Genomic DNA, 13,230 nt, shown 5'->3' on the forward strand with positions numbered 1-13,230 from the left:
GATCAAGACTCCAGGGCAATCCAGATGGTTTTCAGTTCGGTGAATTTTTCCAGCGCGTGCAGCGATTTATCGCGCCCGTTGCCGCTCTGCTTGTAGCCGCCGAACGGAACGGTCATATCACCATCGTTATAGTTGTTGACGAAGACCGAGCCAGCCTTCAGGCGACGGCTCATGCGGTGGGCGCGTGACAGATCGCGGGTCCACACGGCGGCGCCGAGACCGTAGTCGCTGTCATTGGCAAGCAGCAGCGCCTGTTCTTCGCTTTTGAAGCGCGTGACCACCAGTACCGGGCCGAAGATCTCTTCCCGGCTGAGGGGCGATGCCGGGTCGACGTCAACGAAAATGGTCGGGCCGACGGCGGCAGGCCACGGATTTTTCCGTCCGTCGAGGAACAGCGTGCTTTTGGCTTCGCCACCGCGGATAAAACTGTGCACGTTGTCGGCATGGGCGTTATCAATCAACATGCCCATGGTGGTGTCCGGATCGAGCGGGTTACCCGGCTGCCAGTGTTGCGCCTGCGCTTTCAGCAATGTCAGAAATTCGTCGGCGATGCTCTCCTCCAGCAGCAGGCGGGTGCCAGCGATACACACCTGGCCCTGGTTATAGAAGATGCCGCCGGCGGTGGCGTTGACCGCTTTTTGCAGATCCGGGCAGTCGGCGAAGACGATGTTGGCGCTCTTGCCGCCCGCTTCCAGCCATACGCGCTTCATATTGCTGTCGCCGGCGTCTTTCAGCAGCTGCTTGCCGGTACGGGTGGAGCCGGTAAAGGTAATGACTTCAACATCAGGATGCAGGGCCAGCGCCTGTCCGGCCTCGTGGCCAAAGCCGCTGACCACGTTCAACACGCCGTCCGGCAGGCCGGCCTCTTTCGCCAGCCCGGCCAGACGCAGGGCGGTGAGCGGCGATTTTTCTGAGGGTTTGAGGATCACGCTGTTGCCCGCCGCCAGCGCCGGACCGAGTTTCCAGCAGGCCAGCAGTAGCGGGAAGTTCCACGGCACCACCGCGGCGATCACGCCAATTGGTTCGCGAACGATCATCGCCAGCTCGTTGCTGCCGGTGGGGGCCACTTCGCCATAGACTTTATCCAGCGCTTCGGCATACCAGCGAATGGCGCGGGCGGCGCCGGGAATATCGTCGCGCAGGCTGTGGCGAATCGGTTTGCCGGTATCCAGCGTTTCCAGCAGCGCCAGCTCTTCACGATGGGCCTCCATCAGATCAGCAAAGCGAGTGAGGATCGCTTTACGCTGTGCGGGGGAGGCCTGCGACCAGTCGCCATTATCAAAAGCCTGGCGCGCGGCCTTCACCGCCCGTTCGACGTCGGCTTTTTTACCGCGGGCGACCTGCGCTAATGTCTGCTGCGCGGCAGGGTCGATCGTTTCAAAGGTGGTATTATCGGCCGCGGCGCAATATTCGCCGTTAATAAATAAGCGCGTTTCAATGGCCAGGTTTTTCGCTTTTTCCTGCCAGTAAGCCAGGTGCTGAAAATTCATCATGACTCCTTAAAAACATTATCGGCACATTAATCAGTTCGGCGTTTTCAGGCTGCACGGGGGCACTGCGCCGGGCGCAGGGCATAATGTATCCCCGGAGTTGAATACCGTTTTATTCCCCTGAATGGCGACAGGTTGTTTGCAACCCGAATGATTCAGGAGCGAGTCGCCATTCACTGGCGTTAATTATTTCGGGGCCAACAGGAAATAATATTCCGTACGGCGCAGGCGTAATTACTACGATTTCTTCGCCGCGACGAAAATAGATTTTCCGCCGCGACAGGCCTGAAGAAAGCCTGAACCTCGTTCAGGCTAAATAATCAGAATGTGGTGGGGGTGTGGGCACTGATGATGCGGCAGATGCCTGCCGAGGTGTTGCTGAAGCTGTGCGGGATGCCGGTATTAATGGCATAGCTCTGTCCAGCCACCAGGTGATACGACTGACCGTTAATGGTCAGCACGATCTCACCTTCCAGTATGGTGCCTATCTCCTCACCCTGATGCTTAATTCTCTCCCCGGTCGTGGTTCCAGGCTGGTAAGTTTCAAAAATCATCGCCAGCGTACGGTTCGGATTTCCGTTATGAACCAGCTTCATGGAAACGCCCTGACTTCCCATCTCAATCAGGTCATCCTGATTAATGACCACCTGGGGTTCGTCCGGCTTTTCGGGTTCAGAAAAGAATTCCGAGAGCGACAGCCCATAGACTTTCAGCAGCTTTTGCAGCGTACTGATGGCAGGACTGACTTTGTCCTGCTCTATGGTGCTGATGGCACTATGTGTCAACCCAGACAGTTCGGCGGCACGACGCTGTGAGAGACCCAGCTGTTGGCGGATCTCTGACAGACGTTTCCCTGGCGCCAGTCCGTCATCGCTCATATTTGCATTTCCTTAACGGTAGTGGTCAGCGCCGCCGCTTTTCAGCATGATGGCCCTGACAGGCGGTGATAAAACCATCAAACAACATACGCGACAGGGCGTATTCGCTACTGTTCCATTCAGGATGCCACTGTACGCCCAACGCGAAAGGATGATCGTTCACGCTGACCGCTTCCACCAGTCCATCCGGCGCTCGCGCCTCCACGCGCAGCTGCGGACTCAGGGTTTTTGCCCCTTGCCCATGTAGCGAGTTTACCCAAAACGTGTTGCAGCCCGGTATCAATTGCGACAGCAATCCTCCTTCCTGAACCTCAACCTGATGGGACGGCGCATACTGCTGCTCGACGGGCAGTTCAGGATCTTCACGATGTTCAAGGAGCTCAGGCTGCTCGAACAGACGACGATACAGAGTCCCGCCGGTGGCGACAACCAGTTCCTGCAGTCCACGACAGATGGCGAAAATGGGGATGCGCCTTTCGAGCGCGGCGTTAATCAGCGCCATGCTCAGAAGATCACGCCCGGGGTCGGCGTCAGGCTCATCGCCGTTTTCACCATAAAGGTGCGGCTGCACATTACTGGGGCTGCCTGGCAGGTAAATCCCGTCCAGTTTATCGACTAACGCGTTCAGCAGCTCCGGCTCCGCCAGCGCATGCGGCAGGGCGATCGGCAGTCCGCCGTGGTTAACAATGGCATTCAGGTACTTTTCTTGCAGAGTCTGGGTCTGGTGACCCTTAAGCCTGTTTCTACACATCACGACGCCAACAACTGGCTTGTACATTATATTTTCCATGATCGCCCTCACAAAGTGGACTAAATTATGACCGCTATAGCGGGTTTAACGGCCATATCGTTCAATATTTTCTCAATCTAGCAGTGGAAATAGCCCTTTGCAAACTTAATTTAACATTTGACAAACAATTTATTTGCATACACAGTCGATGGGGTGGACATTATATTTAACGGTCTGAGCACAGGACCGAAACCCAACCAACGGCGGTGAATCATGGAAACCAATATCGTAGAAGTTGAGAACTTTGTTCAGCAGACGGAAGAGAGACGGGTCAGCGCGTTCGCGAAAGAAGTGAAGCGCTACCTCGAAACCTACCCCGATACCCAGTATGTCGATGTCCTCCTTACCGACCTGAACGGCTGCTTCCGCGGCAAGCGCATTCCGGTTGCCGGCCTGAGCAAACTGGAGAAAGGCTGTTATTTCCCGGCCTCGGTGTTTGCAATGGATATTCTTGGCAATGTGGTGGAAGAGGCCGGCCTGGGTCAGGATATGGGCGAACCGGATCGCAGCTGCATTCCGGTACCCGGCACCTTAACGCCTTCGGCGGCTGACCCACAATCGATAGCCCAGGTACAGCTGACCATGGTTGATGAAGATGGCGCTCCCTTTGACGTTGAGCCGCGGAACGTACTCAACCGCCTCTGGCAGCAGTTGCGCCAGCGCGGGCTGTTCCCCGTGGTAGCGGTAGAGCTGGAGTTCTATTTACTGGACCGCAAACGCGACGCCGAAGGCTACCTCCAGCCGCCGTGCGCGCCGGGCACCGACGATCGCAACACCCAAAGCCAGGTCTACTCCGTCGATAACCTGAACCACTTTGCCGACGTGCTTTATGACATCGACGAGCTGGCCAAACTGCAGCTGATCCCCGCCGACGGCGCGGTGGCGGAAGCCTCGCCGGGCCAGTTTGAAATCAACCTTCACCATACCGATAACGTGCTGGATGCCTGCGATGATGCGCTGGCGTTAAAACGTCTCGTGCGTTTAATGGCGGAGAAGCATAAGATGCACGCCACTTTTATGGCGAAGCCTTATGAAGAGCATGCGGGCAGCGGGATGCACATCCACATCAGCATGCTGAACAATAAAGGGGAAAACGTGCTGGTGGACGGCGACGGGGAAGACTCTGTGCTGCTCAAACGCGCGCTGGCCGGGATGATCGATCTGATGCCGGCCTCGATGGCGCTGCTGGCGCCGAACGTGAACTCGTATCGCCGCTTCCAGCCGGGGATGTACGTCCCGACGCAGGCTTCGTGGGGGCATAACAACCGCACCGTGGCCTTGCGTATTCCGTGCGGCGAGCGGCAGAACCACCGCGTCGAGTATCGCGTGGCGGGGGCGGACGCCAACCCGTATCTGGTGATGGCGGCGATTTTTGCCGGCATTCTGCACGGGCTGGATAACCCCCAGCTGCCTTTGCAGGAAGAGGTGGAAGGTAACGGTCTGGAACAAGAGGGCCTGCCGTTCCCGATCCGCCAGAGCGATGCGCTGTGGGAGTTTATGCAGAACGATCATCTGCGCGAGCGCCTCGGTGAGCGTTTCTGCCACGTTTTCCATGCCTGTAAGCATGATGAATTACTGCAGTTTGAGCGTCTTATCACAGAAACCGAAATTGAGTGGATGTTGAAAAACGCCTGATGGTCGCCCCGCGAGGGGCCCATGAGTTTGGTAATCAGTAGCATCATACGGCCTGAGCGGAGCCTGGTCGTCCTTTTTGCTGGGAGCCCAGCCATTTCCCGGATGTCGCGTTAAGGAGCGCAGGCGGCAACGGGGCTTCAGTTAACGACACAGTGTGTGACGAGGAAATGAGATGATGCAGATGTTCAAATATCCGCAGGGAGAGGGAGGCCGCTCAGGCCGTATGGAATGCCAGCCAGCTACCGCTCACCGGTCCGTCTTACCCTTTTATCTATGCCTTACCCCTTTGCTAAGCAGGTTTGTCACGCGGACGTTGGGTCCGCAAACTGTTAACAGCAAGGGGGGAATGGGCGATGGCTATTAATCTTCCTGCGCATAACGCCGCTCAGGCGGGCAGACCACGCCTGCGTAAATCCCTCAAACTCTGGCAAGTGGTGATGATGGGGCTGGCCTATCTGACGCCGATGACGGTGTTTGATACCTTCGGCATCGTCTCCGGCATCAGCAATGGCCACGTACCGGCGTCTTATCTGTTGGCGCTGGCCGGGGTGCTGTTCACCGCCATCAGCTACGGCAAACTGGTGCGTCAGTTCCCGGAAGCCGGTTCCGCCTATACCTACGCGCAAAAATCCATCAGTCCGCACGTCGGTTTTATGGTCGGCTGGTCGTCGCTGCTCGATTATCTGTTTCTGCCGATGATCAACGTCCTGCTGGCGAAGATCTATCTCTCGGCGCTGTTCCCGGAGGTGCCGCCATGGGTGTGGGTGGTCACCTTTGTCGCCATTCTGACCGCCGCGAACCTGAAAAGCGTTAACCTGGTGGCCAACTTCAACACCCTGTTCGTGCTCGTGCAGATTTCGATCATGGTGGTGTTTGTCATTCTGGTGGTGCAGGGGCTGCACAAAGGCGAGGGGGTGGGGACCGTCTGGTCGCTGCAGCCGTTTATCAGCCAGAATGCGCATCTGATCCCGATTATTACCGGCGCGACGATTGTCTGCTTCTCGTTTCTCGGCTTCGACGCGGTGACCACGCTGTCGGAAGAGACCCCTGACGCCGCACGGGTGATCCCGAAAGCGATTTTTCTTACTGCGATGTACGGCGGCATTATTTTCATCGTCGCGTCGTTCTTTATGCAGCTGTTCTTCCCGGATATTCATCGCTTTAAAGACCCCGATGCCGCGCTGCCGGAGATTGCGCTGTACGTGGGCGGCAAGCTGTTCCAGTCGATTTTCCTGTGCACCACCTTTGTTAACACCCTGGCATCGGGCCTGGCCTCGCATGCCAGCGTCTCCCGTCTGCTGTACGTGATGGGCCGCGACAACGTCTTCCCGGAGCGCATTTTTGGCTATGTGCATCCGAAATGGCGTACCCCGGCGCTGAACGTGATTATGGTGGGCATCGTTGCGTTGTCGGCGCTGTTCTTCGACCTGGTGACCGCCACGGCGTTGATCAACTTCGGCGCGCTGGTGGCGTTCACTTTCGTAAATCTGTCGGTGTTCAACCACTTCTGGCGGCGCAAGGGGTATAACAAAACCTGGAAGGATCGGCTGCACTATCTGCTGTTGCCGATGGTCGGCGCGTTGACGGTGGGCGTGCTGTGGATCAACCTCGAGGCCACCTCGCTAACGCTTGGTCTGGTGTGGGCGGCGCTTGGCCTGCTGTACCTGGCTTACCTGACCCGACGCTTCCGTAAACCGCCGCCGCAGTTCGATGCCACCAAAGCGGAGCAGGCCTGGGAGTCATAAACGTTTGATACTGCGCTTGAGCGAAGGCAGGCCCACAGGCCTGCCTTCGTTTTTGGTTCGGTAAGGGACAGTACAGGACGGTAAAGAAATCAGCAGAAAACGGCGGGGAACGGAAGGTATTATTTCTTCTTTTTATGGACAGGTAACTGACTGGCGCGCCGCTCTTTGAGGTACGACACCAGGCTGTAGATGGCGACGCCCAGCAGCGCCACCGCGACGATAAAGAGAATAAGACCCGACATAGACCAACCTAATATTCTGTTTAGAAAGGGAAAAAGATACAGGGCTCTGTTTGAAGATAACATCGGGATATGTCTGAAAGATGACGCCTCATCGCGAGAATATCCGGCGGCGGGGTTGTGATAAAATATTTCCCGCAGGAATGTGACCGCCCGGGTTTCACCTGAAAGGATGTAACACTCCGTTAAGTGATTTTACAGAAGTGCGGCGTACAGCGGGTTACGCTGACCGCGAATAAGAACGATCTGAGAGTCAGTCATGTATAAGAAATCCCTCAGCCTGCTGGGCGTGGTGCTGGCGCTGTCTGCCTTTGCCAGCCAGGCTGAAAGTGAAGGTCAGGCGAGCCGCGAGCAGATCGTGGAGCAGGTCCTCAAGCCGTGTGAAGGCAAAAAAGCGGGCGATAAGGTGGTGATCACCGATCGCCGCGGCGGCGAGCACGAGGCCATTTGTACCCTGACGGCGGTTCCGCTACCGGAGTAATGCCCGCCGCAAGGTGCCGCTTAGCGATACCGCGGCGCAGGCTGTCCGGTTCGTGCGCTGGTAAACAGCGCCAGTCTGGACTGCTCAAAAGCCTCCCATAGTCCCAGGTCATGAACCGGTGGTAAGGTGACCTGTTCCCCCATCTCCAGCCCCCTGAGAGCGGCGTCCACCAGATCCTCTGTGGTCATCACCGTGCCGGTGGGCAGGGCGTTCAACGCCACGCCGGAGGTCGGCCAGAGATCGGTGGCGGTCGCCGCCGGCAATACCGCCTGAATACGCACGCCGCTGTCGGCAAACTCATCCTGCAGACCGCGGGTGAAGCTCAACACCCAGGCTTTACTGGCGCTGTAGACCGCGCTACCTGGCAGCGTATGTAGCGCGAGGATGGAGGCAATATTAATGAGCGTTCCCCGGCGTCGTGGGATGAAAGCGGCCAGCGCGGCATAGCTCAGGCGCAGCAGCGCCGTGGTATTGAGCGTATGAATCGCCTGGTGCTCCCGCGGCGTACTGGCGAGAAAACCCGCCATTTTCGCGGTGCCGGCGTTGTTAATGAACAGGTCGATGGCGGGATCCTGCTGCAGACGCTGCTCTACGGCGGCAATCCCGTGCTCTTCGCTAAGATCGGCTTTGAGGATGCTGGCCTGGATGGCGTAGCGTGCCTGCAGCTGGTCGGCGAGCGCCAGCAGCCGGTCTTCACGACGGGCGGCGAGGATCAGGTTGTAGCCGCGGGCGGCGAGTCGTTCGGCATAGATCGCGCCGATACCTGAGGACGCGCCAGTGATAAAAGCAGTGTGCGATGGTTGGGTCATGAGAATTGCCTCGTAAAAGGTTGCATTATTAAACCAAATTCAGCATGAGATATTAGGTTTAATAATGCAACCATTTTGTCCGGACTTTTTCATTTTTGCCTGCCGCGGGCAGCGTTTAGTCGTTCAGCGGAATAGCGATGGTGATGTCTGCCGGGGCCAGCTCACGGCCATCCGCCGCCTGCAGGACCAGCTTACGCAGGGGCTGGCGCTGCTGACGGTCAATGAGCCGGGTCGCCGGTTCGTCGGGCTCGAACAGATAGTCGTCTGCCCACTGGGAGAGGGCGACCAGCACCGTCTGCAGGGCACGGCCCTTGTCGGTCAGGACATACTCCTGCCAGGCGCTGCCATCGGAGGCCGGCTGCAGGCGCAGGATGCCTTCATCCACCAGCATTTTCAGCCGCCCGGCGAGCATGTTTTTGGCAATACCGAGGTTTTTCTGGAATTCGCTAAACCGGCGCACCCCGCGTAGAGCATCGCGGACGATCAGCAGCGACCACCAGTCGCCGATAACATCGAGGGAGCGGGCGATAGGGCAACAGCTGTTTTCCAGACGGGTACGTTTCACGAAAGCCTCCAGGTTAATTGTTTCATTATAAAACTCTTTGCCCGGCAGGGGAAATTTTCGGCTACGGTCTAAGTTTGCGAGCGATTACCAGGAAAAATGTCATAAATCCGTCACAATTAACGCGATGATAATAAACGACTAAGGATGAAGGGATGAAAAAACGTCTACTTGCCGCCGCCGTTGCCGGCGCGGTGATGTTATCCGCTGGCGCTCAGGCGCAGGACTCGGCCGCCCCGGAGGGGTATCAGCTGCAGCAGGTGCTGATCATGAGCCGTCACAACCTGCGTGCGCCGCTGGCCAATAACGGCAGCGTGCTCGAGCAGTCCACCGCCAAGGCCTGGCCGCAGTGGGATGTGCCGGGCGGCCAGCTGACCACCAAAGGCGGCGTGCTGGAGGTGTATATGGGCCACTATATGCGCGAATGGCTGGCGCAGCAGAAGCTGGTGACCGGCGGTGAGTGCCCGCCGGAAAACGCGGTTTACGCCTATGCCAACAGCCTGCAGCGCACCGTCGCCACCGCGCAGTTCTTTATCACCGGCGCGTTCCCGGGCTGCGGTATCACGGTGCACCATCAGCCGCAGATGGGCACCATGGACCCGATCTTCAACCCGGTTATTACCGACGACTCCCCCGCGTTTCGCGAGAAAGCGCTGCAGGCGATGGAAAAAGAGCGTCAGGGGATGCAACTGACCGAGAGCTATAAGCTGCTGGAGACGATGATCGATTACCGCAACTCGCCCTCCTGCAAAGAGAAGCAGGTCTGCTCGCTGAGCGAGGGTAAGGATACCTTTAGCGCCGGTTATCAACAGGAGCCGGGGGTTTCCGGTCCGCTGAAGGTGGGCAACTCGCTGGTGGACGCCTTCACCCTGCAATATTATGAAGGTTTCCCGAAAGACCAGGTGGCGTGGGGGGAAATCACCAGCGATAAGCAATGGCAGGTGCTGTCGAAGCTGAAAAACGGCTACCAGGATAGTCTGTTTACCTCGACGGCAGTGGCGCAAAACGTCGCCAAACCGCTGGTTAAATATATCGATAACGCGCTGGTGGGCGAGGAGGCCAACAAGGCGAAAGTCACGCTGCTGGTGGGGCACGACTCGAATATCGCCTCGCTGCTGACGGCCCTGGACTTTAAGCCTTATCAACTACCTGGCCAGTACGAGCGCACGCCCATTGGCGGCAAACTGCTGTTTCAGCGCTGGCATGACAGCGCCGGTAATCGCGATCTGATGAAGATTGAGTATGTCTATCAAAGTACTGAACAGCTGCGTAACGCCGACGCGTTAACCCTGCAGGCCCCGCCGCAGCGGGTCACCCTGGCGCTTAACGGCTGCCCGGTTGACGATCAGGGATTCTGTCCGCTGGAGACCTTTAAAAAGGTGATCAACGAGGCGGCGAAATAATGTAAAAAACCCGGAGCAATCCGGGTTTTTTAGCAGGTTAGGGCGAGACCTGGCGGAAATAAACGTCCTAGACGTTTTTACGCTCAATCGTCTGTTCACCCCAGAACAGCGCATCTTTATCGGTTTTGGCAAAGGCCAGCGCCAGCACTTCGTCGCTGCCTTCTTCCCAGATTTGCTCCGCCAGTTTTTCATCGTAGTGGGCGACTTCGAAAATCGCCTCGGCGATCTCCGGCGAGGTGTTACGTAAACTTGCCCATTCGCCGACGCGATGTGCTTTTGCTTCTTGAGTTGGCATGTTACTCCTCCTGCAGAAGATTAGCCGTGGACTTTAACGGCCAGTTTGGCGACATGTTCGCCCTGATAGCGGGCGATGGCTAACTCTTCCTCGCTCGGCTGACGCGAGCCGTCTCCGCCGGCGATGGTGGTCGCGCCATAAGGGGTACCGCCGCGGACCTGGGAAATATCAAACAGCTCCTGGGCGCCGTAGCCGATCGGGACGATGATCATGCCGTGGTGGGCCAGCGTCGTCCAGGTCGAGGTAATGGTTTGTTCCTGTCCGCCGCCGGTGCCGGTTGAGCTGAATACGCTGGCGATCTTGCCGTACAGGGCGCCGGACGCCCACAGACCGCCGGTTTGATCGAGGAAGGTGCGCATCTGACCGGACATGTTGCCGAAACGAGTTGGGGTACCAAAGATGATGGCGTCATACTCTGCCAGCTCCTGCGGCGTGGCGACGGGCGCGTTTTGCGTTTTCCCGCCTGCTTTGGCAAATGCTTCAGCCTGCATGGTTTCCGGCACGCGCTTCACAACCACCTCAACGCCATCCACCCGGTTTGCCCCATCGGCGACGGCGTGAGCCATGGTTTCAATGTGTCCATACATGGAATAATAAAGCACCAGAATTTTAGCCATTTCCATCACTCCTCGGTTGCGTTATAAGCCAGCCAAATGGCTGGTTACCTTTAAAGATAAAGCCTCCGCCGGAGAGTGCAAATCCAACGGGCATTTATTTGATTTATAACAAAATGACAAAGCATTATTTACTTTTCCTTGCACCGCGCGGCCTGAAAGGGAGAGAAGGAGGAAGCGTTGTGCCTGCTATTTTGGCCGGTGTGGCAAGGGTGTAGCATCAGGATACATTTTTGCCGACTATTTTTTCTCCGCCAGCAGAGCAGGTTAGAACCCGTACGCGCCGCGAGGGGGCTTTTTTCGCCCGGGTTTGTTTCTGGATATTTCATTTGCCGCCGTCAGCGGCAGTCATTCACTAACCTTATAGATACGCGGTAAGACAGCGGCGTCGCCGCTCCCGCGTAATGCACTATGATGTCTAACCTAATGGAGGTCAGTAATGGCAAACCATCGTGGCGGTTCTGGCAACTTTGCTGAAGACCGTGAAAGAGCATCAGAAGCAGGACGTAAAGGTGGCCAGCATAGCGGGGGGAATTTTAAAAATGACCCTCAGCGCGCCTCAGAGGCTGGCAAAAAAGGGGGTAAAAACAGTCACGGTAGTCGTGAAAGTTAACGCGCGACTCGCACTGTTCTCTTTGATGCGGTGTTAATCTCCCCGACCCAACCGCATCGCCCTCGCCGCCGGCATCTGCCGGCGGTTTTTTTATCTGTCGGTGGTTGCGCTCCCGCCGGGCGGATTGCACACTGGTCGCCCGTTAATCGTCATGGCTGCCTTATGTCTTCGTTAAAATTCTCCATTACCCGCCAGGAAGCGCTTCTCATCATGATCACCATGTTCTGGGGAGGGACGTTCCTTGCCGTGCAGTATGCGGTGAGCCTCAGCGGGCCGCTGTTTTTTGTCGGTCTGCGTTTCGCGACTGCCGCGCTGGCGGTGGGCCTGCTCTCGCTGCGCACCCTGCGAGGGCTGACGTGGCTGGAGGTGAAGGCGGGGGTGGCGATTGGCGTGGCGATTGCGCTGGGGTATGGCCTGCAGACCTGGGGACTGCAGTCGATCTCCAGCAGTAAATCTGCCTTTATCACGGCGATGTATGTGCCGCTGGTACCGCTGCTGCAGTGGCTGTGCCTGGGTCGTATGCCGGGGGTGATGTCCTGCGTGGGGATTGTGCTGGCGTTTATCGGTTTGATCCTGCTGGCCGGGCCGGAAAATAATCTGCTGGCGCTTGGCGTGGGGGAGATGATTACTCTGGCGAGCGCGCTGGCGATCGCGGCGGAGATTATCCTTATCAGCGCCTGGGCCGGGAAAGTCGATGTCCGCCGGGTGACGGTCGTGCAACTGGCGACCGCGTCGCTGGTGGCTTTCGCCGCCATGAAGCCGGCGGGTGAGGCGGTTCCGCCGTTGACGACGGCCCTGCTCGGCGTCGCGCTGGGGCTGGGGATTTTCAGCGCGATCATTCAGGTGACCATGAACTGGGCGCAGCGCAGCGTCTCGCCGACGCGCGCCACCCTTATCTATACCGGTGAACCGGTATGGGCCGGTATTTTTGGCCGGCTGGCCGGTGAGCGTCTGCCGCTGCTGGCTCTGCTCGGCTGCGTCTTGATCCTCGCGGGAGTGCTGGTAAGCGAGCTGAAGTGGAAGCGCAAGTCGCCGCCGCAGGTTTCCACAAACGACGATGCGCAGCCGCTCACGGACCTGGCCGATCGCCGCGAGCCATAATTTTACGCTTCTGATCCTACAGCGGCGCTTATCCTGGCTGGCCTACTCGTCCGGCTCTGATTGACTCCAGGCCCGCGCCAGCGCAGCGCCGCCGGGCGATGACATCAGGCACGGCGTCGCTTTTATGCCGGGTGGCGGCTCACGCCTTGCCCGGCCTACAACCCCAACTCACCGCTGGCGTAGGGGCTGCTGAAACTGCCGGTGTTGGCGGCCTCAACATCGCTGAGACGTTCCCGGAAGGCCGGGGCAGCCCGCATGGATGCGGGCTGAGGGCCGTGTTTTGCAGGGACGCTGCCTCGGCCCGACCCGAAGCCTGCAGGGATAAGTCGAAGGCACCACGCAGTGGCGATGTTGCTGGCCGGAGCCCGGGGGTACAGGGGGCGGCGGCGACTGGCCGCCCCCTGTGCGCTCCCTGCGCCAGGAGAGGCATAACGCAGAAGACCTATCGGGAGCGCCATCTGCCCGGAAATAACACAGAACAACCGATTTTCCGGGGTGAAACCGTTGCAAACCGATAACCGTATCAAATTATCCAGCCCTGACGGTCAGTCGGCCCGCGCCAGCGCAGCGCCGCC

General features: G+C 58.1%; 15 protein-coding genes. 6 read left to right on the forward strand and 9 right to left on the reverse strand.

Annotation, left to right across the window (positions count from 1 at the left end):
- Positions 1-2: 2 nt before the first annotated feature.
- The 3 genes from puuC to puuD all read right to left on the reverse strand — a co-directional run bounded on the left by puuC (position 3) and on the right by puuD (position 3,146).
- On the reverse strand, positions 3-1,490 hold the full coding sequence (gene puuC, locus N438_RS07625) for an aldehyde dehydrogenase PuuC (RefSeq protein WP_116696203.1): 1,488 nt from the start codon (positions 1,488-1,490) through the stop codon (positions 3-5).
- Positions 1,491-1,810: 320 nt separating this feature from the next.
- On the reverse strand, positions 1,811-2,368 hold the full coding sequence (gene puuR, locus N438_RS07630) for an HTH-type transcriptional regulator PuuR (RefSeq protein ID WP_002898590.1): 558 nt from the start codon (positions 2,366-2,368) through the stop codon (positions 1,811-1,813).
- A gap of 25 nt (positions 2,369-2,393) precedes the next feature.
- Positions 2,394-3,146, reverse strand: a complete 753-nt coding sequence (puuD, locus tag N438_RS07635) for a gamma-glutamyl-gamma-aminobutyrate hydrolase (RefSeq protein ID WP_162493279.1) — start codon at positions 3,144-3,146, stop codon at positions 2,394-2,396.
- A gap of 225 nt (positions 3,147-3,371) precedes the next feature.
- Between puuD and N438_RS07640 the strand changes: the two genes are divergently transcribed.
- Entirely contained in the window at positions 3,372-4,793 is a 1,422-nt protein-coding gene (locus N438_RS07640; protein ID WP_008805927.1) for a glutamine synthetase family protein, read from the forward strand.
- A 353-nt stretch (positions 4,794-5,146) separates the two neighbouring features.
- A complete protein-coding gene (locus N438_RS07650; protein WP_008805929.1) occupies positions 5,147-6,538 on the forward strand; it encodes an APC family permease in 1,392 nt (463 codons plus the stop codon).
- A 119-nt stretch (positions 6,539-6,657) separates the two neighbouring features.
- Here the strand turns inward: N438_RS07650 and N438_RS07655 are convergent, their stop codons facing one another.
- Positions 6,658-6,780 carry a small membrane protein gene (locus N438_RS07655; protein ID WP_002898600.1) on the reverse strand — a complete coding sequence of 41 codons (123 nt, stop codon included), beginning with the start codon at positions 6,778-6,780 and terminating at the stop codon, positions 6,658-6,660.
- 256 nt (positions 6,781-7,036) lie between these two features.
- On the opposite strand from N438_RS07655, the gene N438_RS07660 reads away from it, so the two are divergent.
- Complete coding sequence (locus tag N438_RS07660; RefSeq protein WP_116696204.1) at positions 7,037-7,258, forward strand: hypothetical protein; 222 nt, start codon at positions 7,037-7,039, stop codon at positions 7,256-7,258.
- 20 nt (positions 7,259-7,278) lie between these two features.
- Here N438_RS07660 and N438_RS07665 read toward each other — a convergent pair whose 3' ends face one another.
- Positions 7,279-8,067 (reverse strand): SDR family oxidoreductase, encoded by a 789-nt coding sequence (locus tag N438_RS07665; protein ID WP_008805931.1) that lies wholly within the window; start codon positions 8,065-8,067, stop codon positions 7,279-7,281.
- A 115-nt stretch (positions 8,068-8,182) separates the two neighbouring features.
- The gene (locus N438_RS07670) at positions 8,183-8,632 is read right to left on the reverse strand and encodes a helix-turn-helix domain-containing protein (protein WP_012542276.1); all 450 of its coding nucleotides are present in this window, start codon (positions 8,630-8,632) and stop codon (positions 8,183-8,185) included.
- Between the two features lie 152 nt (positions 8,633-8,784).
- On the opposite strand from N438_RS07670, the gene agp reads away from it, so the two are divergent.
- On the forward strand, positions 8,785-10,032 hold the full coding sequence (gene agp / locus N438_RS07675) for a bifunctional glucose-1-phosphatase/inositol phosphatase (RefSeq protein WP_116696205.1): 1,248 nt from the start codon (positions 8,785-8,787) through the stop codon (positions 10,030-10,032).
- Between the two features lie 67 nt (positions 10,033-10,099).
- On the opposite strand, the gene N438_RS07680 is transcribed toward agp, so the two are convergent.
- The 3 genes from N438_RS07680 to N438_RS27865 all read right to left on the reverse strand — a co-directional run bounded on the left by N438_RS07680 (position 10,100) and on the right by N438_RS27865 (position 11,263).
- Entirely contained in the window at positions 10,100-10,327 is a 228-nt protein-coding gene (locus tag N438_RS07680) for a YccJ family protein (RefSeq protein WP_008805934.1), read from the reverse strand.
- Positions 10,328-10,347: 20 nt separating this feature from the next.
- Positions 10,348-10,944 carry an NAD(P)H:quinone oxidoreductase gene (gene wrbA / locus N438_RS07685; RefSeq protein WP_008805935.1) on the reverse strand — a complete coding sequence of 199 codons (597 nt, stop codon included), beginning with the start codon at positions 10,942-10,944 and terminating at the stop codon, positions 10,348-10,350.
- Between the two features lie 217 nt (positions 10,945-11,161).
- Positions 11,162-11,263 carry a hypothetical protein gene (locus N438_RS27865; RefSeq protein ID WP_224224868.1) on the reverse strand — a complete coding sequence of 34 codons (102 nt, stop codon included), beginning with the start codon at positions 11,261-11,263 and terminating at the stop codon, positions 11,162-11,164.
- A gap of 117 nt (positions 11,264-11,380) precedes the next feature.
- Here N438_RS27865 and N438_RS07690 point away from each other — a divergent pair, with 117 nt between their 5' ends.
- Together N438_RS07690 and N438_RS07695 are read left to right on the forward strand one after the other, a co-directional pair.
- On the forward strand, positions 11,381-11,554 hold the full coding sequence (locus tag N438_RS07690; RefSeq protein ID WP_002898708.1) for a general stress protein: 174 nt from the start codon (positions 11,381-11,383) through the stop codon (positions 11,552-11,554).
- Between the two features lie 162 nt (positions 11,555-11,716).
- The gene (locus N438_RS07695) at positions 11,717-12,655 is read left to right on the forward strand and encodes a DMT family transporter (protein WP_116696206.1); all 939 of its coding nucleotides are present in this window, start codon (positions 11,717-11,719) and stop codon (positions 12,653-12,655) included.
- The last annotated feature ends 575 nt before the right edge of the window (positions 12,656-13,230 follow it).

Origin of the sequence: Klebsiella sp. GL120222-02 (genome assembly GCF_003097195.1) — a bacterium.
GTDB classification, from domain to species: Bacteria; Pseudomonadota; Gammaproteobacteria; order Enterobacterales; family Enterobacteriaceae; genus Klebsiella; species Klebsiella variicola.